Annotated in this window: 20 protein-coding genes; 3 read left to right on the top strand and 17 right to left on the bottom strand. The window is 64.3% G+C overall.

Going from position 1 to position 19,978, the window contains the following annotated elements; translation table 11 throughout:
- The first annotated feature begins 5 nt into the window (after positions 1 to 5).
- Complete coding sequence (locus tag FFS37_RS05230; RefSeq protein WP_137929883.1) at positions 6 to 1,334, top strand: ABC transporter substrate-binding protein; 1,329 nt, start codon at positions 6 to 8, stop codon at positions 1,332 to 1,334.
- A 51-nt stretch (positions 1,335 to 1,385) separates the two neighbouring features.
- Positions 1,386 to 2,165, top strand: a complete 780-nt coding sequence (locus tag FFS37_RS05225; RefSeq protein WP_137929882.1) for an ABC transporter ATP-binding protein — start codon at positions 1,386 to 1,388, stop codon at positions 2,163 to 2,165.
- 130 nt (positions 2,166 to 2,295) lie between these two features.
- Here the strand turns inward: FFS37_RS05225 and FFS37_RS05220 are convergent, their stop codons facing one another.
- The 17 genes from FFS37_RS05220 to FFS37_RS05135 all read right to left on the bottom strand — a co-directional run bounded on the left by FFS37_RS05220 (position 2,296) and on the right by FFS37_RS05135 (position 18,787).
- Positions 2,296 to 4,437 carry a sodium-translocating pyrophosphatase gene (locus tag FFS37_RS05220; protein WP_137929881.1) on the bottom strand — a complete coding sequence of 714 codons (2,142 nt, stop codon included), beginning with the start codon at positions 4,435 to 4,437 and terminating at the stop codon, positions 2,296 to 2,298.
- A gap of 260 nt (positions 4,438 to 4,697) precedes the next feature.
- On the bottom strand, positions 4,698 to 5,447 hold the full coding sequence (locus FFS37_RS05215) for an ABC transporter permease (protein WP_137929880.1): 750 nt from the start codon (positions 5,445 to 5,447) through the stop codon (positions 4,698 to 4,700).
- On the bottom strand, positions 5,444 to 6,382 hold the full coding sequence (locus FFS37_RS05210) for an ABC transporter ATP-binding protein (RefSeq protein WP_137929879.1): 939 nt from the start codon (positions 6,380 to 6,382) through the stop codon (positions 5,444 to 5,446). The genes FFS37_RS05215 and FFS37_RS05210 overlap by 4 nt, the downstream gene beginning before the upstream one ends.
- Complete coding sequence (locus tag FFS37_RS05205) at positions 6,379 to 7,542, bottom strand: ABC transporter permease (RefSeq protein WP_137929878.1); 1,164 nt, start codon at positions 7,540 to 7,542, stop codon at positions 6,379 to 6,381. Before FFS37_RS05205 ends, FFS37_RS05210 begins: the two co-directional genes overlap by 4 nt.
- Positions 7,543 to 7,859: 317 nt before the next feature.
- Positions 7,860 to 8,771 carry a glycine betaine ABC transporter substrate-binding protein OsmF gene (gene osmF, locus FFS37_RS05200; RefSeq protein ID WP_137929877.1) on the bottom strand — a complete coding sequence of 304 codons (912 nt, stop codon included), beginning with the start codon at positions 8,769 to 8,771 and terminating at the stop codon, positions 7,860 to 7,862.
- Positions 8,772 to 8,948: 177 nt separating this feature from the next.
- Entirely contained in the window at positions 8,949 to 10,166 is a 1,218-nt protein-coding gene (locus FFS37_RS05195) for an MFS transporter (protein WP_137929876.1), read from the bottom strand.
- Positions 10,163 to 10,657, bottom strand: a complete 495-nt coding sequence (gene nusB / locus FFS37_RS05190) for a transcription antitermination factor NusB (protein WP_137929875.1) — start codon at positions 10,655 to 10,657, stop codon at positions 10,163 to 10,165. Before nusB ends, FFS37_RS05195 begins: the two co-directional genes overlap by 4 nt.
- A complete protein-coding gene (ribH, locus tag FFS37_RS05185) occupies positions 10,654 to 11,148 on the bottom strand; it encodes a 6,7-dimethyl-8-ribityllumazine synthase (RefSeq protein ID WP_137929874.1) in 495 nt (164 codons plus the stop codon). Before ribH ends, nusB begins: the two co-directional genes overlap by 4 nt.
- A 254-nt stretch (positions 11,149 to 11,402) precedes the next feature.
- Complete coding sequence (locus FFS37_RS05175) at positions 11,403 to 11,915, bottom strand: GNAT family N-acetyltransferase (protein WP_137929873.1); 513 nt, start codon at positions 11,913 to 11,915, stop codon at positions 11,403 to 11,405.
- Positions 11,916 to 11,917: 2 nt separating this feature from the next.
- The gene (locus FFS37_RS05170) at positions 11,918 to 12,211 is read right to left on the bottom strand and encodes a type II toxin-antitoxin system TacA family antitoxin (RefSeq protein WP_137929872.1); all 294 of its coding nucleotides are present in this window, start codon (positions 12,209 to 12,211) and stop codon (positions 11,918 to 11,920) included.
- Between the two features lie 57 nt (positions 12,212 to 12,268).
- Positions 12,269 to 12,886 (bottom strand): riboflavin synthase, encoded by a 618-nt coding sequence (locus FFS37_RS05165; RefSeq protein ID WP_137929871.1) that lies wholly within the window; start codon positions 12,884 to 12,886, stop codon positions 12,269 to 12,271.
- A gap of 11 nt (positions 12,887 to 12,897) precedes the next feature.
- Positions 12,898 to 14,028 (bottom strand): bifunctional diaminohydroxyphosphoribosylaminopyrimidine deaminase/5-amino-6-(5-phosphoribosylamino)uracil reductase RibD, encoded by a 1,131-nt coding sequence (ribD, locus tag FFS37_RS05160; RefSeq protein ID WP_171026178.1) that lies wholly within the window; start codon positions 14,026 to 14,028, stop codon positions 12,898 to 12,900.
- 2 nt (positions 14,029 to 14,030) lie between these two features.
- Positions 14,031 to 14,510, bottom strand: a complete 480-nt coding sequence (nrdR, locus tag FFS37_RS05155; RefSeq protein WP_137929870.1) for a transcriptional regulator NrdR — start codon at positions 14,508 to 14,510, stop codon at positions 14,031 to 14,033.
- Between the two features lie 96 nt (positions 14,511 to 14,606).
- A complete protein-coding gene (locus FFS37_RS05150; RefSeq protein WP_137929869.1) occupies positions 14,607 to 14,936 on the bottom strand; it encodes a GlpM family protein in 330 nt (109 codons plus the stop codon).
- Positions 14,937 to 14,965: 29 nt separating this feature from the next.
- Entirely contained in the window at positions 14,966 to 15,544 is a 579-nt protein-coding gene (locus FFS37_RS05145; protein WP_171026192.1) for a hypothetical protein, read from the bottom strand.
- Positions 15,545 to 15,643: 99 nt separating this feature from the next.
- Complete coding sequence (gene glyA, locus FFS37_RS05140; protein ID WP_137929868.1) at positions 15,644 to 16,957, bottom strand: serine hydroxymethyltransferase; 1,314 nt, start codon at positions 16,955 to 16,957, stop codon at positions 15,644 to 15,646.
- 186 nt (positions 16,958 to 17,143) lie between these two features.
- Complete coding sequence (locus tag FFS37_RS05135; protein ID WP_137929867.1) at positions 17,144 to 18,787, bottom strand: Na+/H+ antiporter; 1,644 nt, start codon at positions 18,785 to 18,787, stop codon at positions 17,144 to 17,146.
- Between the two features lie 413 nt (positions 18,788 to 19,200).
- Between FFS37_RS05135 and FFS37_RS36435 the strand changes: the two genes are divergently transcribed.
- Complete coding sequence (locus FFS37_RS36435; protein ID WP_137929866.1) at positions 19,201 to 19,926, top strand: response regulator transcription factor; 726 nt, start codon at positions 19,201 to 19,203, stop codon at positions 19,924 to 19,926.
- Positions 19,927 to 19,978: the final 52 nt, after the last annotated feature.

Below are 19,978 nucleotides of genomic sequence, written 5' to 3'. Positions count from 1 at the left end.
AATCCATGAAACGACTGCTTTTAGCCGCGCTTCTTGCCGGCACCGTCTTCTCAGGCGCGACCGTGACCCGGGCCGCGGATGTCAGCCAGTACATTCCGCTGCCGACCTACCGGGTCGGCGCCTACGCCTCGTCGGGAGAGCTCTGGTGGGCCGGCGAACGCGACTATTTCCGCTACATCAACGAGGTCGAGGGCGGCGTCGAGGGCGTGAAGCTCAACTATGAGGAGTTCGAGACCGAATGGAGCCCTGACCGCACGGTGGAAGTCTACGAGCGCGTCAAGGCGGGCAAGGACGGCTCGCCGCTCGCCTTCTTCTTCACCCACGGCACGCCGGCGACCTATGCCCTTCTCGAGAAAGCGGCGGCCGACAAGATTCCGCTCATCGATCCGGCCGGCGGCAAGACGGAAACGGTCGACGGCACGGTGTTCCCCTATGCCTTCCCGCTGCTGTTCAGCTACTACAGCCAGGCCTCGACCGGCATCAACTATATCGCTTCCAAGGTCGGCGGCTTCGACAAGCTCAAGGGCCTCAAGATCGCGACCGTCTATCACGACAGCGCCTATGGCCGCGCCAGCCAGCCGGCGATCGATGTGCTCGCCAAGAAATACGGTTTCGAAAACATCCAGATTCCGGTCGCCGACCCGGGCAACGAGCAATCGCCGCAATGGCGCCAGATCCGCGAGACGAAGCCCGACTGGGTCTTCCTGCGCACCTGGGGCGTTTCGACAGTCGTGGCGATCAAGACGGCGCAGCGTTTCGGTTTCCCGGCGGACCACATCATCGGCGACGTCTGGGCGGGCTCCGAATCCGACGTGATCCCGGCCGGCAAGGCGGCCATCGGCTATTCGGCGCTGGCGCCCTATCCGGGCGGCACCGATTTCGACATCCACAAGCGCCTGAAGGCGGAGATCCTCGACAAGGGCAAGTCGGATCTGAGGGACCAGAAGCTTTTCGGCGCGGTCAACTACAATGTCGGCCTCGTCAACGCCGCGCTGGCGGTGGAAGCGCTGCGCACCGGCTACAAGCATTTCGGCGCCAGGCCGCTGAACGGCGAAGAAGGGCGCTGGGCCTTCGAGCACCTGACGATCGACGATGCCAGGCTGAAGCAGATCGGCTTCGAAGGGCTGCTGCAGCCGATCAAGATCACGCCCACCGACCATGAAGGCGGCGGCGCTGCCCGCATCCAGAGTTGGGACGGGGAGAAATGGGTGCTTCAGACCGACTGGATCAAGGCCGACCACGACCTTCTCAATCCGCTGATCAAGGAAGGCGCGGCCGCCTATGCCAAGGAGCACGGCATCACACCGCGCACGCCGGACACCGAGACCAATTGATTGTCGGGCATCGGGGCGTGGCGGATGCCGCGCCCCGATGAAATGAGGCCAATGATGACCGCCACACTTCCCATCACCGATGCCACTGCGCGCAAGCTTCTCGATGTTTCCGGCATCGAGGTTGTCTACGGCGGAGCGATCCTGGCGGTTGCCGACGTTTCGCTGACGATCAAAGAAGGTGAAATCGTCGCTTTGCTCGGCGCCAACGGCGCCGGGAAAAGCACGGTCCTGAAAGCGATTTCCGGCCTCGCCGCCGCCGATCGGGCCACGGTGCGCCGTGGCCATATCCATTTCGACGGAGAGACCATTCTGGGCAGCCCCGCCAACCGGTTGGCGGGGCGCGGCATCGTCCATGTGCTCGAGGGGCGCCATGTCTTCGCGCACCTGACTGTCGAGGAGAACCTTCTCGCTGCCGCCTTCCTGCGCCGGCCGGCCCGCAGCGAACTCAAACGCCAGATCGACGATATCTATGCCTGGTTTCCACGGCTCAGGGACAAACGGCGCACTCAGGCCGGCCTGACCTCGGGGGGCGAGCAGCAGATGCTCGCCATCGGCAGGGCGCTGCTTACCCGGCCGCGCCTGGTCTTGCTCGACGAGCCTTCGATGGGGCTGGCGCCGCGCATCGTGCAGGAAATCTTCGAGATCATCGTGCGGCTCAACCGCGAAAAGGGAACGGCATTCCTGCTCGCCGAGCAGAACGCGGCCCTGTCGCTTGCCCATGCCGAGCGGGCCTATGTGCTGGAAAGCGGGCGCGTGGCGCTTGAAGGCAGTGCATCCGATCTTGCGGCCCGCGACGATCTTCACCGGATTTATCTGGGATACAGGGCCTAGAGCAATTCCAGAGAGAATAGGGCCGCCCGGCGATCCCATGAGGCTCCGGGCCCACCCTGTGAAAACTGAACTCCAATGAAAAACCCGCGGGATCGCTCCCGCGGGTTTTGTTTTTGAGAATAAGCCGGGCTCAGCCGTGCGCGAGCACGGCGAGCAGCAGCAAGGCCACGATGTTGGTGATCTTGATCGCCGGATTGACGGCCGGGCCGGCAGTGTCCTTGTAGGGGTCGCCGACCGTGTCACCGGTCACCGAGGCCTTGTGAGCCTCCGAGCCCTTGAGGTGCTTGACGCCGTCCTTGTCGGTGAAACCGTCCTCGAACGACTTCTTGGCGTTGTCCCAGGCGCCGCCGCCCGAGGTCATCGAGATGGCAACGAACAGGCCATTGACGATGACGCCGAGGAGCGATGCGCCGAGAGCCGCGAAGGCCGAAGCCTTAGAGCCCGAGATCAGCAGCACGCCGAAATAGACGACGAGCGGCGCCAGCACCGGCAGCAGCGACGGCACGATCATTTCCCGGATCGCCGCCCTGGTCAGGATGTCGACCGCACGCGCATAGTTCGGCTTGGACGTGCCGGCCATGATGCCCTTGTCCTCGCGGAACTGCTTGCGCACTTCCTCGACGATCGAGCCCGCGGCACGGCCGACGGCCGTCATGGCAATACCGCCAAACAGATACGGTATGAGGCCGCCGAAGATCAGGCCGGCGACGACATAGGGATTGGAGAGGTCGAAGGAGATCTCGCCCATGCCCTGGAAGTAGGGATATTTGTCGCCATTGGCGGCAAAGAACCTCAGGTCGTTCGAATAGGCTGCGAACAGCACCAGCGCACCCAGACCGGCTGAACCGATGGCATAGCCCTTGGTCACCGCCTTGGTGGTGTTGCCGACCGCGTCGAGCGCGTCGGTCGAATGGCGCACTTCCTTGGGCAGGCCGGCCATTTCGGCGATGCCGCCGGCATTGTCGGTGACCGGGCCGAAGGCGTCGAGCGCCACGATCATGCCGGCAAGGCCGAGCATGGTTGTGACGGCGATGGCCGTGCCGAAGAGGCCGCCGAGCTGGTAGGTCGAGATGATGCCGCCGACGATGACGATTGCCGGCAACGCCGTCGATTCCAGCGAGACCGCGAGGCCCTGGATGACGTTGGTGCCGTGACCGGTCACCGACGCCTGGGCGATGGAGTTGACCGGGCGCTTGTTGGTGCCGGTGTAGTATTCGGTGATCACCACGATAAGACCGGTCACCACGAGGCCGATGAGGCCGCAGATGAACAGGTTCTTGCCGGTGATGACGATGCCGGCGACGGTGCCGATTTCACCCCAGCCCACGGTTGCCGAAGTGGCGACGCCCAGGCCGACGATCGAGAGCAGGCCGGTCACGATCAGGCCCTTGTAGAGCGCACCCATGATCGAACCGTTGGAGCCGAGCTTGACGAAGAAGGTGCCGACGATCGAGGTCAGGATGCAGGCGCCGCAAATGGCGAGCGGATAAAGCATCGCCGCCCCCAGAGCGGCGGTGCCGCCGAAGAAGATGGCGGCCAGGACCATGGTGGCGACCACGGTCACCGCATAGGTTTCGAACAGGTCGGCGGCCATGCCGGCGCAGTCGCCGACATTGTCGCCGACGTTGTCGGCGATGGTGGCCGGGTTGCGCGGATCATCCTCGGGAATACCGGCCTCGACCTTGCCGACCAGGTCACCGCCGACATCGGCACCCTTGGTGAAGATGCCGCCGCCAAGACGAGCGAAGATCGAGATCAGCGAGGCGCCGAAGCCGAGCGAGACCAGCGAGTCGATGACGACACGGTCATTTGGCTGAAGACCCATGAAGTGGGTCAGGATGAGATAGTAGATCGACACGCCGAGCAGCGCGAGGCCGGCCACCAGCATGCCGGTGATGGCGCCCGACTTGAAGGCGATGTCGAGACCAGCCGCAAGGCTGTTGGAAGCCGCCTGCGCGGTACGCACGTTGGCGCGGACCGAGACATGCATGCCTATGAAGCCGGCCGCGCCCGAGAGCACGGCACCGATCAGGAAGCCGATTGCCGCGGTGACGGACAGCAGCCACCAGGCGAGAAGCAGCACGACCACGCCGACGATGGCGATGGTGGTGTACTGGCGCGCCAGATAGGCCTGCGCGCCTTCGCGGATGGCGGCGGAGATTTCCTGCATGCGTGCATTGCCCTGATCGGACGCGAGGACCGAACGTGTCGCCCAGATGGCGTAAAGGACAGAAAGCAGGCCGCAGGCGATGACGGCGGAAAGTATGGTCATTGCCGAATTTTCCTCGATTGTTGGCCCAAATGAACCCCTCCCTGGGCCGATGAGACAAAGACCGGATTCCGCGCGCGGAATCCACCTCTTCGCATCGGTGTATGCGAAACAGGGCCGCGAACGTCAAGATATTGTTCGGTTTTTGCCCGGCTTTCGCCCAAAAGACGGCGGACCCGATGAGAGTGCCGGCGAAGCCCCTGATTTAGATCGATTGAAATAACGCGGGGGAATTGTCCGGGCATCCCCGGCGCGCCCGAAATCTACTCCGCTTCACGCCCCATCCTGCGCGCGGCATAGCGCTCGACCGCCGAAAGCCCGTCATAGATCAGCACCGCGAGCGCGGCCACGATCAGGCCGCCCTGCAGGATGAAGGCAAGGTTGTTGGACAAGAGGCCCGCTATGATCACCTCGCCCAACGTCCTTGCGGCCACGGTCGAGCCGATGGTGGCCGTCGCCAGGCTGATCACCACCGACAGCCTGATGCCGCCGAGGATGATCGGAGCGCTGAGCGGCAACTCCACCTTGGTGAGCCGTTGCCAACCGGTCATGCCGGCGCCGCGGGCTGCCTCGACGACATTGGCCGGAAGCGTCGTCAACCCGGTCAGTGCGTTCTCGAAGATCGGCAGCAGCCCATAGAGAAACAGCGCGATCAGCGTCGGCTTTTCGCCGAAGCCGACCGCCGGCACCGCCAGCGCCAGCACAGCCACCGGCGGAAAGGTCTGGCCGATGTTGACCAGGCTGCGCGACAGCGGCAGGAACTCCGCACCCGCCGGGCGAGTGACAAGGATGGCCAGAGCCACCGCCACGATCGTGGCTGCGACCGTAGCGATCAGCACGGTGCGCAGATGCAGCAGCGTCAGCGTCAGCAGGCTGCCCTGATTGTAGATCGCCGGCGCATTGTTTTCGGTCAGTGGCTTGAGCAGCGGCTCGAACCAGCCAGGACTGGTGATGAAGGCCAAAAGCAGCACGACCAGCGCGAGCCTGAGCAGCAAGGGCAGCCAGGCTTTCATCTCGGCCTCGCCGCGCGCTTGACCAACCCGTCCACCGTGACGCGGCCGAGCGGTTTGCCGTCGGCGCCCTTGACCGGCAGCGCCGGCTTGCCCGACCACAACAATTCAGCCAGGGCGTCGCGCTGGCTGGCATCGCCCGGTATCGCCTCGCCCTCGGCGGAACCCTGCTCGACGGCGTCACGCACCCGCCCGAGCGACAACAGCCGGAACGGCCTCTCGCTGGCGCCAACCAGCGTCTCGACGAAGCCGCTGGCCGGATTTGCGAGGATTTCCGCCGGTCGGGCGTATTGCACCAGCTTGCCGCCATCCATGACCGCGATCTTGTCGCCCATATGCACGGCCTCCTCCATGTCATGGGTGACAAGGATGATGGTGGTGCCGAAGCGCTTCTGGATCGCCAGCAGGTCCTCTTGCGCCTTGGCGCGGATGATCGGGTCGAGCGCGCCAAACGGCTCGTCCATCAACAGCACATTGGGCTCGGCGGCGAGCGCGCGCGCGACACCGACACGCTGCTGCTGGCCACCGGAAAGCTCATGGGGATAGCGCGGCCCGAATTCCTGGGGATCGAGCTGATAGAGCGTCATCAATTCGTCGACGCGCGCCTCGATGCGGGCCTTGTCCCAGCCGAGCAGCACCGGCACGGTGGCGATGTTCTGCGCCACCGTGCGGTGCGGAAACAGGCCGTGACCCTGGATGGCGTAGCCGATGCTGCGGCGCAGTTCGTAGCCCGGCACGGAGCGGTTGTCGGCGCCGTCGAGCTTGATGATGCCCGATGTCGGCTCGACCAGCCGGTTGATCATGCGCAGCAGCGTCGTCTTGCCGGATCCCGATGTGCCGACGATGACGGCGATGGTGCGTGGCTCGATGACCATCGACACATTGTCGACCACCGTGGTCGCATCGTAGCGCTTGGTGATGCCTTCGATCTCGATCATGACGTTTCAACCCTGCGCCTGGTGGCAGTCAATTCGATCACCGCATCGAGGATGATGGCCGCGGCGAAAGCCAGTGCGACGGTCGGCAGCGCGCCCAGCAGCACAAGGTCCATCGCCGTCTGGCCGACACCCTGGAACACGAACACGCCGAAACCGCCGCCGCCGATGAGCGCCGCAATCGTCGCCAGGCCGATGTTCTGCACGAGAACGATGCGGATGCCGGTCAGGATCACCGGGAAGGCCAACGGAAACTCGACGCCGAACAGGCGTTGGCGGTCGGTCATGCCCATGCCACGCGCCGCATCGTTGGCGGCACGCGGCACGCCGGCAAGGCCAACCACCGTATTGGCGACGACCGGCAGCAGCGAATAGAGGAACAGGGCAACAAAGGCGGGCGCCGTGCCGATGCCCCTGATGCCGAGCGCGGCGGCTCCCGGCACGTGGATGGCAACCCAGCCGAGCGGCGCGATCAGCAGGCCGAACAGCGCGATCGAGGGGATGGTCTGGATGATGTTGAGAACATTGAGCACGCCGGCCCGCAGTGCTTCGACACGGTGGCAGAGGATGCCGAGCGGCAGGCCGACAACCACCGCGGCAAACAGGGAGCCTAGCGCCAGCGTCACGTGTTTGGAGCCTTCGGCCCAGAAACTATCGGCACGGTTGGCGTATTCCTTGAGAATGGAAAGATCGTTCCAGCTTCCCGACATCAAAAGCAGGCCGATGGCCACGGCGGCTGCTGCCAGCACGCCGACCCTGGCCCACGGCGACAGGTTCAGCCGTGTCAGCACATCGGCCAGCAAGAGCGTGAAGGCGAAGATGAGTATCCAGAAACCGGAAGCTGGAGACACGCGCGCGAAGGTGTTGCCGGCGGGTGTGAGGAAGGTGCCGGCCACACCTATCAGAAGCGCCAGCGCCGCGAGCGCCACGACGCTGGCCGCCAGGCGCAGCAGAAGCGGCGTCCTGAACAGCGCGATGAGCGCTGCAGCGACGATGACAGCGAGCAGCAAAGCGCCTGTCGTTGCCGGCAACGCATCGATAATCGAACGCGCCTGGCCCGGAACAATGCGGTTGGCGCGAAACGTGGCGAAGGGGGCGAGGAACGCCGCATAGGCCGTGATCACGGCGATCACCACGCCGAGCTTGTCGAAGCGCAGGGTCATGACAGCTCCTCTTGAGGAGCGATTTGCCACGCCGTGCAGATTTCGCTGGCGATTGGCGAAAGCCGGAACGAGATTCGATCTCCCCCTTTGCGGGGGAGATGGCCGGCAGGCCAGAGGGGGGTGGGACAGATCGCAACCTCGTCAGTGACTGCTTGCCGAGGGTGAACCCGGTGGAATGCCGTGGTTACAATTGACCTGGACCGCGGCGGGACAGCACCCCCCTCTGTCCTGCCGGACATCTCCCCCGCAAGGGGGGAGATTAGCAGGTCCATCGGCCGCACCTGTCCAACCCGCACTTTTGCCGCGATCTCTGCCTGCTACTTCAAGAACCCATTCTTCTTCAGAAAATCTTCCGCAACCGCTTTCACCGGCTCGCCGCCGACCTGCACGCGGCCGTTCAACTCCTGCAACGTGACGAGATCCAGCTTGGCGAAGACCGGCTTCAGCAGCGTCTCGATCTCGGGATGTTCCTTGAGCACGGATTCGCGGATGATCGGCGCCGGCTGGTAGACCGGCTGGACGCCCTTGTCGTCGTCGAGCACCACAAGACCCGAAGGCGCGATGCCGCCATCGGTGCCGTAGACCATGGCGGCATTGGCGCCGCTGGTCTGGTTGGCGGCGGCGGCAATGGTCGCGGCAGTATCGCCGCCCGAAAGCGTGATCAACTGCTCCGGCTTAAGCTTGAAGCCGTAGGTTGTCTGGAAGGCCGGAAGAGCGGCGGCAGAATTGACGAACTCGGCCGAGGCCGCCAGCACCACCTGGCCGCCGCCCGCGACATACTTGCCGAAGTCGGAAAGCGTCGCGAGCTTGTTGGTGTCGGCCACTTCCTTGCGCAGCGCGATCGCCCAGGTGTTGTTGGCCGGCGCCGGCGACAGCCAGACGATCTTGTTTGCGTCATAGTCCAGCTTCTTGGCCGTCTCATAAGCCTTGGCGGCATCCTTCCAGACGGGATCGTCGGCCTTTTCGAAGAAGAAGGCGGCATTGCCTGTGTATTCCGGATAGATGTCGATCTCGCCGGCGGTAATTGCCTTGCGAACCACCGGCGTGCCGCCGAGCTGGATGCGGTCCGACGTCTTGATGTTGTTGGCGTTGAGGACGAGCTGAATGATGTTGCCGAGCACGCCGCCCTCGGTGTCGATCTTCGAGGAGACAACCACCTGAGCGTTGGCCGATGCAATCGTGATGCCGAGCGCGAGCGCCGCGCCAGCCAGACCCTTGATTGAAAACATTGTGAGAATCCCTTGCTATGAACCGGAATGCGGCGGCCGCATATGAGCATGGCTTCAACGCCCCGTCGGGGTACACGGTTTCATAACAATGGGCACAGGCGCAATAATTTTGTTTGGACAACGCAAGTCGAGCCGAAGCAATCCTGACAGCATCATGCCAGGCCGGCCGTTCCGGGATCAGGCTTCCGCCTTGCGCGAACTGGTCACCTTGAGCGCGCCGAGAGCGACGAAGCACAGCACGGTGACCGGGAAGATCATCCAGTTCAGCATTTCCCAGCCCCAGGCATTGTAGACGACGCCCGACAGGAGCGACGCGCAGGCGACGGAGCCGAACAACATGAAGTCGTGGAAACCCTGCACCTTGCCTTTTTCCGATGGCCTGTAGCTGGCCGCCACCATCGCCGTTGCGCCGATGAAGCCGAAATTCCAGCCGAGGCCGAGCAAGATCAGCGAGGTCCAGAACTGCCACAATGCCAGGCCCGACAGGGCAACGGCCCCACAACCGATCAACAGCACGAGGCCGGTGGCGACAACGCGCTCGGCGCCGAAACGATGGATCAGCGAACCGGTGAAGAAACTCGGTCCGAACATGGCCATGACATGCCAGGAAATGCCAAGCGTGGCATTGTCCTCCGACAGGCCGCAGCCGACCATGGCGAGCGGCGCGCCGGTCATGACGAAGCTCATCAGCGCATAGCTACCAACGGCACAGAACAGAGCGGCGACGAAACGCGGCCTGGTGACGATTTCCGACAGGGGTCTCGCGTCCCCATCGGCGACATCAACCCTGCTTGCTGCCTTCGGCCGCAGGCGCAGGAACGACAGGATGACCGCACCGGCGGCGGCGAGCGGCAGGATGGCGGCGAACGAGCCGGCGAACATCACGGGGGCGAACAGTTCGCGGGTGAAAATGACGATCTGCGGCCCGAGAATGGCGGTGACGATGCCGCCAGCGAGCACGAAAGAGATGGCGCGCGCCTTGAATTCCGGCGGAGCGTTGTCCGCGGCGGCGAAGCGGAACTGCTGGACGAAGGCGCCGCCGATGCCGAGCACCAGCAATGCGAGGGCGAACAGCCAGAAACTGCCGTGAAACAGCGCCAGGGTGGCGCTGAGGCCGCCCAGCGCGGTGACGGCGGTGCCGGTCATGAACCCGCCGCGCTGACCCAGCCGGCGGATGATGGCGGCGGCCGGCAAGGCGCCCAGGGCCACGCCGAGGTTGTAACCGGTGATCGGTGCGGTGGCGAGCGACTTGTCCGCGCCAAGCAGGTATTGCCCGGCAAGCGCGCCCATGGAGATTGCGATGGGTGCCGCCGAGCCGACGACCGCCTGCGAAACGGCGAGGATCAGCGCAGTCCGCCGTGCCTCCCTGCTCGCCTCGGCGGCGATGGCCGTCACGATGCGTCCTTGCCCCGCCCCTCGCCGCGCACACGGCGCGACACACGGTCGAGCACTGCATTGACCAGCTTCGGCTCGTCTTCCTCGTAGAACGCCTTGGCGATATCGACATATTCCGACACGATCACGGCCACTGGCACGTCTTCGCGCTTCATCAGCTCGTACACGCCGGCGCGCAGGATGGCGCGCAGCGTCGAGTCCAGCCGCGACAGCGGCCAGTCGTCGGTCAGAGCCTGGCGGATGATCGGATCGATGGTCTTCTGGTCTTCGACCACGCCGGTGAGGATGGCGCGGAACCATTGGGCGTCGGCCTCCCGGTAAAGCGCGCCGTCGACTTCCTTGCCGAGGCGGAACGCCTCGTACTCAGCCGTGATCTCGAAGACACCGCTGCCCGCGACATCCATCTGATAAAGCGCCTGCACGGCGGCCAGACGGGCAGCGCCACGCTTGTTGGCGTGGCGCACGGCACCGGTCGAGGCGGGATCGTTCACGATTGGGCTCCGAATTTCTCTTTGAGCGCGATCATGGTCAGCGCCGCGCGCGCGGCAAAGCCGCCCTTGTCGCCTTCCGAGCGCTTGGCGCGCGTCCACGCCTGCGCATCGTTCTCGGTGGTGAGGATGCCGTTGCCGATGCAAACGGAGTCCTGAACGGACAGATCCATGAGCGCGCGGCTCGATTCATTGGCGACGATATCGAAATGATAGGTGTCGCCGCGGATGATGGTGCCGAGCGCCACGAAGCCATCGTAATGCGTGCCGCCTTCCGCCGCGCCGTCCAGCGCGAAGGTGATGACAGCGGGAATTTCGAGCGAACCAGGAACGGTGACGACGTCATAAGTCGCGCTCGCCTCATCGAGTGCGTTTGTCGCGCCATCGAGCAGCGCGTCGGCAAGATCGTCGTGGAAGCGCGCTTCGACAATCAGCAGATGCGCCTTCGCCTTCGGACGAATGAACGCTTTGCCGTGTTGGGATGTGCCAGCCATAAAAGTCTCCGGGGGGTTGCCGGTGACTTAGGCCGAAGCGGGGTTCACCGCAAGCGGAAGATTGGACAAGGTAGCGCTTGCTTATCGCGTCCTTGGGTAAGGCACCGATAGCAGATAGCGGGTGCCGAGGCTCTCCGCCCAGGCGAGAACAGCTTCGTGGCTTACCAACCGGCCTTCGTCTACATCGGCAATTGCTTCGCGCGTCAGACGTTCTTGCCGTTTGGAATCATCACTCTCTCTGTCGGAGCCTTTCGTCATCTGAACAGTTCCGCGATATCGGCCATCGGCCGAAACAGCTTCATGGACCGGTCCGGAAATGGCAAAAAACCCTCGCGTTCGTAAAAGCGCCGCGCGTTCTCGTCCTTTGCATCTACAATGACGGCGAACGAAGCAATCTCGCTACTGAGCGATCGAAGCAAGGCATCGGCCAGTAGATATCGGCCGTAACCTCGGCCCTGTTGTCGTCGATCAACGGCCAGGCGCCCGAGCAGCGTCGCCGGAATAAGCGGATAACGCGGCAGCTTGCGTACAGTCTGGGCGGGCCACTCGCCGACACTCACGGCAGTCGATGAGAGCGTGTAGTAGGCGGCGATAGATCCGTTCGGCATAACCAGCACAAACGGCGCAGCAATGTTCTTGCGGGCGTCTTGCCCCGCTTGCAGTCGAAGATATCGATCGAGCGGTTCTGCGCCGCTTTCGAATGAATTTCGGTCGTGCTGCGGGGCAAGCACCTCAACTCGCAGAGGTGCTTCAGCCGAGCCTGTCATCCTCAGATGCCAGTGGCTTGGCGATACCGACGCACCGTATCGCGCAAGCGATCGTTCACTGGTTTCGGATTGACGAGAGCATCCACGAAGGCCCGACTGTCGCGGACAGACAGCTCTAGCCGCTCGTGCTCCTCGATTGCGCGTCGGGCAGCTTCCTGGAGGCTGGTCAGCACAAAATCCGTCACAGTGCGACCCTGCAGTGCCGCAGCATGCTCGATAAGGCTCTTCTGGTCGGCCGTGACGCGTGTCTCGAGACGCTCGCCACGAACACGGCCACCTGCTGGATGTGCTGTCATTGTCACTCTCCTGGTGACAATGTACGGCCAATGGCCGGCAAATTCAAGGCTGGTAACTCAAAGCCCCTCTTTCGCTGCCTCCGCCAGACGTGCGGCGTAGCGGGCCATGGTGTCGATCTCGAGATTGACGCGGTCGCCGGCCTTGCGCTCGCCCCAGGTGGTGACGCTCAGAGAGTGGTGGATCAGCAGCACGTCGAAGCGGGTGCCTTCGACCTTGTTGACCGTAAGCGAGGTGCCGTCGAGCGCGACCGAGCCCTTCGGCGCGATGAATCTCGCCAGATGGCGCGGCGCTTCCAGCGTGAAGCGCACCGCGTCGCCCTCGTCCTTGCGTTCGACGATCTCGGCGGTGCCATCGACATGACCCGACACGATGTGGCCGCCCAGTTCATCGCCGATCTTCAGCGCCCGCTCCAGATTGATCCGCGTGCCAGATTTCCAGCTCGCGGCCGTGGTCAGCCGCAAGGCTTCCTCCCAGGCCTCGACCTCGAACCAGCGCGCGTTCGAACCGTGCTCGGGCAAGGCCGTGACCGTCAGGCAGACGCCGCCGCACGAAATCGAGGCACCGATGGCGATCGTTTCGGGATCATAAGCCGTGTCGATGCGCAGGCCGACGCCTTCGCTCAGCGGCTTGACGGCGGCGACGGTGCCGATATCGGTGACAATTCCGGTGAACATCGATCGCTACCCTAAAAATCCCTGATCCATTCGGCATAACCGTCCTCGCCGAAGCGCATCTCGCGCAGCTTGCGAAACCCTTCGGGGATATGGTCGGCATCGATCGGCGATGCAATGCCGCCGTCGCCGATCGCTTCCGGCCCCTGGAAAAGCACGATGCGGTCGACCAGACCATCGGCCAGAAAGGCGCTCGCCACCCTGGCGCCGCCCTCGACCAGCACGCTCGCCATGCCAAGCGCGGCAAGGTCGTCGAGCAGTTCTGGCAGCGCCACGCCGCCCTCATGCGTCTCGGTGCCGATGAAGCGCACGCCGGCGCGATCGAGAACGGCCCGGCGCTGCGGGTCGGCTTCGAGACACGCAGCGAGATACAGCGGCACGCGATCGACGCCCGAGACCAGTTTCGAGCTCTCCGGCAACCTGATCTGCCGGTCCAGCACGATGCGGACCGGCGAACGGTTCTCCAGTCCCGGCAAACGCACGGTCAGGGCTGGATCATCCTCCAATGCGGTCCCAATGCCGACCAGGATGGCATCGGCCTCGGCCCGCATCAGATAGACCTCGCGGCGTGCGATATCACCTGTGATCGCGACCTGGCCGGCGCCTTGCCTGCCGATCTTGCCGTCGCTGGAAAGCGCAAGCTTCAGAATCACTTCGGGACGCTTCCTCAGCGAACGAATGAGATAGCCCGCCATCTGCTCGGCCGCTTCCGGCGCCAGCACCTTTTCGACCACCTCGATGCCGGCGGCCCGCAGGATCGCATAGCCCTTGCCAGAGACGCGCGGGTCGGGATCGCTCGCGGCGCCCACGACACGCGCAATGCCGGCATTAACCAGCGCATTGGCGCAAGGCGGCGTGCGGCCGTGATGCGCGCAAGGTTCCAGCGTGACATAGGCGGTGGCACCACGCGCCAGTTCACCGGCCTCGGCAAGCGCCTCAGTCTCGGCGTGCGGCCGTCCGCCGACCGCGGTGACGCCGGTGCCGACGATCATCGGACCCGCGCCATCGTCCCGCACGATCAGCGTGCCGACGGACGGATTGGTCGATGTCCTGCCTGCATTCCTGCGCGAAAGCCGCAGCGCGGCGGCCATGAAACGGCGATCAAGGGCCGCCTGCCCCGCCTCGCTCAAATGCAGTGCTGCCATGCTCAGCCGGCGTCCTCTTCGCTCTTTTCCTCGTCGCCCTTCAACTCGCCCAGCAATTCGTGGAAATCCTTGGCCTCGCGGAAATTGCGGTAGACCGACGCGAAACGGACATAAGCGACATCGTCCAGGGACTTAAGCGCCTCCATCACAAGGCGGCCGACTTCACCGGAGGCAATTTCCGTTTCGCCAGAACTTTCGAGCTGACGCACAATGCCGGTCACCGCGCGGTCGATCCGCTCGGGATCGACATTGCGCTTGCGCACGGCGATCTCCACCGAGCGCAGCAGCTTGTCGCGGTCGAACGGGACTTTCCGGCCCGATTTCTTGACCACGACAAGGTCACGCAGCTGCACGCGCTCGAACGTGGTGAAGCGGCCGCCGCAATCGGGACAGACGCGCCGCCGGCGTATCGCCGCGCCATCCTCGGCGGGGCGCGAATCCTTCACCTGCGTATCTTCGGACTGGCAATAGGGGCAGCGCATGAAAAGCCTTGGGTTAGCGAATCTGGTGAAGGGGAAGGCTTAGAGCCTTTCCGGCGCGGATTGAAGCAATTCCGTTCTTCGGCGGCCTGCCGCGCCTCAGAGATAGCGAGGCGCAAGGAAAATTGCGAGAGCCACCACCAGCCACAACGCAATGCCGCCGGCAACAGCGAGGCGATAGTCGACCTTGTCGATGAACAACCAGCAGGCGGCAAGGAAAGCGAGATAAGCGGGGATGGTCTTGACGCCCGCGAGGCAGGCCTCGCGAAAACCGGCCGCATTGCCTTTGGAGCCCACGGCGAGCAACGCTATGACCGCGAAAGTCGGCGCGAGCGGCAGGATACCCGGCAGCACATTGCCGCGTTTGGACGCCCAGGCGATGAGCGCCGTTACCAGACCTCCGACCACCCCTTTCCAGACGATGTCCATGCTTGGTCCTTCAAATCCGTCCGTCGCGGTTACGGCGCAACGTCCTTGGTTGGGAAGCCGCAGGATGTGCCGAGGTTGCGGTAAGCCTTGGTGAAGCCGTCCATCGGGATGCTGGCGATAGATTGCTTGTCGAAAGTCACATCCAGGGAAGTGACCTGGCGCATGGCACGCAGCAACGCAAGACTGGTCTTGGGCTGATTGTCGACGGTCCAGGTCGGGCGGCCGTTGACGGCGTCGCCGGACAAGACCGTTGCCGGAACCTTGACGCCGGGATCGCCGAAAACGGCAGCGACCTTCTTGGCTGTGACGAGGGACCGGTTATCGATGGTGATCATGACGGAGGGATAGGCATTGGGCGGCAGCGCGTCACCGCTCGAGATCGACAATGTCAGCGTGCCCGAATTACCGCCCGCATCGAAGAATGCCGTGGAGGCAGCGCAGGTCTTGTGCGCATCCTGGCCGGTATCGAGCGCGTCGACCATGGTCGTCCACCGGCCGAAGGTGCTCATCGCCGGCATATCCGGCGCCGGCTGCGACTGCGCCAGGACAGGCCCGCATGCGGCAAGCCAGCCAACGGCAACAAGTGAGGCGAGACCAAATTTGCGCATCATCCATTCTCCGGTTTCATGCGCCACCCGATCGAGGTGGCGCACTGCCCGGCGGATAAAAGATGACACTTCGCGGCTGGTCAACCGCGATAAATCAGGTCAACCGAGATAGGGATAGAGCGGGAAGCGATCGGTCAGCGCCACGACCTTGGCCTTGACGGCTGCCTCGACCGCGGCATTGCCCTCATCGGAATTGGCAACCTTGAGCCCGTCCAGCACCTCGGCGATCAGCTTGCCGATCTCACGGAATTCGGCCTGGCCGAAGCCGCGCGTGGTGCCGGCAGGCGTGCCGAGGCGCACGCCGGAGGTGACGAACGGCTTTTCCGGGTCGAACGGGATGCCGTTCTTGTTGCAAGTGATGTTGGCGCGGCCAAGGGCGGCCTCGGCGCGCTTGCCGGTGGCGTTCTTGGGGCGCAGGTCGACCAGCATCAGATGGTTGTCGGTGCCGCCGGAGACGATGTCGAGACCGGTCTCCTTGAGGCTCGAAGCCAGCGCCTTGGCGTTGGCGGCGACGCTTTCGGCATAGAGTTTGAAGCTCGGCTTCAGCGCCTCGCCAAAAGCTACCGCCTTGGCGGCAATGACATGCATCAGCGGGCCGCCCTGCAAGCCGGGGAACACCGCCGAGTTCATCTTCTTGGCGATCTCCTCGTCATTGCACAGGATCATGCCGCCGCGCGGGCCGCGCAGCGACTTATGCGTGGTGGTCGTCACCACATGGGCGTGCGGCAGTGGCGAGGGATGCACGCCACCGGCGACGAGGCCGGCGATATGAGCCATGTCGACCATCAGGTAGGCGCCGACCGCATCCGCGATCTCGCGAAAACGCTTCCAGTCCCAGATGCGCGAATAGGCGGTGCCGCCGGCCAGGATGAGCTTCGGCTTGGTCTCGTGCGCGGTCTTCTCGATCGCGTCCATATCGAGCAGGTGATCATCCTTGCGCACGCCATAAGAGACGACCTTGAACCACTTGCCGCTCATGTTGACCGGCGAGCCATGGGTCAGGTGGCCGCCCGAATTGAGATCGAGGCCCATGAAGGTGTCGCCCGGCTGCAGCAGCGCCAGGAACACGGCCTGGTTCATCTGGCTGCCGGAATTCGGCTGGACATTGGCGAAGTTGCAGCCGAACAGTTTCTTGGCGCGCTCTATCGCGAGTTCCTCGGCGACGTCGACGAACTGGCAGCCGCCATAGTAGCGCTTGCCCGGATAGCCCTCGGCATATTTGTTGGTCATGATCGAGCCCTGCGCTTCGAGCACGGCGCGCGAGACGATGTTTTCCGAGGCGATCAGCTCGATCTCGTGGCGCTGGCGGCCGAGTTCGTTGCGGATGGCGCCGAAGATCTCCGGATCGGCGTCTTCCAGCGTGGTTTCGAAGAAGGATTCGAATTTGTTCGACGCTGCCGCTGCTGTTGCCATGGCCTGGAATCCTCCGGTTCGGGGACAATTTGTTCATGCATCGCGTCGGCCCAAAACCGCTGCACACCTCTGGGCGACCTGCATTGCCGCGCCATTAACACAGTTGTTTTCGACCCGCCACGTTTGCAGCGCGAAATTTGCTGGCCGGTTTGCGGCAGAGACCGCAAATCGGGCGCACCAGATGCCCTAGCTTCTCGTCTGCCTGCCGTTCAACAAGGCTTCGGTGAGCGTGATCTCAGTATACAGCGTTCGTGCGGTATGGTCGTTGATCTCGCCGCGGCGAAGCATGGCGCGTACAGCTTCACGCTCGGCGGCGATGCCGGCAAGCCTCAGATCGATCTCCAGCCTTCCTGCCTCGCGCACCTCGGCGCGCGCTTCGTCGGCCTCGTCGGACGCGGCGACGCGCCGCTGATAGGCGGCGACGATGCCGTTGGCGGCGGCAAGCCTGACGCCGGGCACATCGCCCTCCTCCTCGTCCGTCTGCGCGAGGCTTTCCAGGTGGGCGATGGCGGCCTTCGCCGCGCCGACACGCGCCATGCGCTCCTCGGCAGCGCCCGCGTCCTCGCCCGGCTCCACCAGCCCGCGCGCGATTACCGGCAGGGCAAGGCTGGCAAACACCAGGGAACAGATGATGACGCCGGCGGCGAGGAAGATGACCAGATCGCGCGCGGGGAATGGCGATCCATCCTGCAGAGCCTGCGGCAGCGACAATATGCCTGCCAGCGTTATGGCGCCGCGCACGCCAGCCACCGATCCCGCCAGCCGCACGCGCAGGCCGAACGGCTCGGCCTCACGCTTGCCGAACCGGGCCGCGACACCTGCTGCAATGTCGCCGACCCAGATCCAGACGAAGCGCAGCGCGATGAGACAAAGCGTCAGCGCCACGACGGTCAGTACCGGCTGAATGGCGGGGTATTGGCCTGTGAGTTCCGGCGGCACCTTGCGGATGATTTCGGGAAGCTGCAGGCCGAGCACGATGAACAGCGCGCCGTTGAAGACGAAGGACAACGTCGTCCACAACGAGATTGTCTGCATGCGCGCCGAAACGCCGAGAAAACGAAATATGCCGGTGCTTCCGGTCAAAAGGCCAGCGGTCACGGCGGCCAGGATGCCCGAGGCCTCGAAGTGCTCGGCGGCGAGATAGGCAACGAAGGGAAGCAGGATCGTGATCAGCACTTGCGCCTCGGCCGGAACGCCGCCGATACGGTTGAGAAGCTGCAGCGCCTTGGCGGCCACGAACAGGGCTGCGACGCCGGCCAGGATGCCGACTGCCACGGCATAGAGAAAGCTCAGCGAGGCGTCGGCGAAGGAGAAGCTGCCGGTCAACGCCGCAGCGACGGCAAAGCGGAACATGACGAGGCCGGAGGCGTCGTTGAGCAGCGACTCGCCTTCCAGAATGTGCATCAGCCGCGCCGGAACGACATTGCGGTCGACGATCGCGGAGACAGCCACCGCATCGGTCGGCGACAGGACGGCAGCGAGGGCGAAGGCGACAACCAGCGGGATGCTGGGCACCAGCCAGTGCAGGGCACAGCCGAAGCCGACGATGGTAAAGAAGACAAGGCCGATGGCGAGGTCGAGGATCGGCTTGCGCAATGCCATCAGTTCACGCTTGGGCGCGCTGAAGGCATCGCTGTAGAGCAGCGGCGGTACGAACACGAGCAAAAACAGTTCGGGATCGATCTCGACATGGATGCCGCGTACCGGCCAGGCAAGGGCCGCGCCTATCGCGATCTGCAAGACCGGCAACGGCACCCGCACGAGCCGGACCAAGGCGCCCGAGACGGCAACGAAGACGAGCACGACGAGGACGAAGATGGCGGCTTCCATGGCGCGATTCCAGCTGTTTCGCCAACCATGCGCAATCGCCGCTGCCACGTCCATACGGCGCCGGCTCGCCTCGATGCCCGAGAGTTTGCCAGCGGCCTCGCCCAGGTGGTCGATCGCCGACCATCAATGAAAGGCTGGCGCCCGGCGTCAGCGCAGGGCTGCCTAGGGGCACCGGGTGGCCAGCCTCCACGCCAGTCCCCCCGAACATTGGCGTGGTAATGCGGAAAGACTTGCGCAACGCCATCCGTCCTGAGTGCATCCGCAAGCCCTGCCCTCCTGAATACGCGACGATGCCATGGCCTCAACCTCCCGATAGCGCGGGGTTGACAGGTGGCCTTCGCCAGCCGGCAGCCTTGCGGCTGGAATGCGGCTGTGCCACGCTGCATGACGGCTGACGGACGGGGGTTCGATCGATGCTGTCACGGATCATGGCACATGCCGAACCGGCCTTCGCGTCAGCGACGGCCGAGGACGCCAGTCTTGCCTACTTCACCGCGATGGAGGCGTTCGGCGCTTCCTATCTGCAGACACGTCTCTACCGCCGTCCGGCGGCGACGCTGACCTCGTCCAGCCATTGGGCGGCCGGCGGCTTCATCACGCGCCTGGCGCCGACCGGTTGGCCGGGGAGCCCGGCCTTCGACTATGTCTGCTTTGAGTGCAATCCCTTGCTGGGCGCCATACGCGAAAGCCGCACGCGCTACCGCTTCTCCGATTTTGCGCCGCGTGGCACTTCGACGTTCGGGGCTTATTGGGATGCACTCAGCGAGGCCGGGATCAATGACGCGCTGTGCGCCACCTCCTATGGCGCCGACGGCACGATCGCCTCGCTTCACCTCGGTTTCGCCGAACGCGACTTCACCGCCGAGGAGATCTTCGCCATTCAGATGACCGGCCTCGTGCTCACCGAAAGGCTGATGAGCCTGACCACGCCGCCGCCCGCCGACACCGTTCGGCTGACGGCGCGCGAGCGCGACAGCCTGGCGCTTGTCGCCGAAGGCAAGACGGATTGGGAAATTTCTGTAATCCTCGGCATCGCCGAGGCGACGGTGCGCTTCCACGTCGACAATGGCAGGCGCAAGCTCGGCGCCGTCAACCGGGCCCAGGCGGTGGCACGGCTGGTGAACCAGCGGCTGATCTAAGCTCTTCAGCAAACAAAAGGCCGCCTCCAAGGGCGGCCTTTTGTCAAAACTA

Origin of the sequence: Mesorhizobium comanense (genome assembly GCF_005503535.1) — a bacterium.
Taxonomy (GTDB): domain Bacteria; phylum Pseudomonadota; class Alphaproteobacteria; order Rhizobiales; family Rhizobiaceae; genus Mesorhizobium; species Mesorhizobium comanense.
This window is presented reverse-complemented; position numbering and strand designations above follow the sequence as displayed.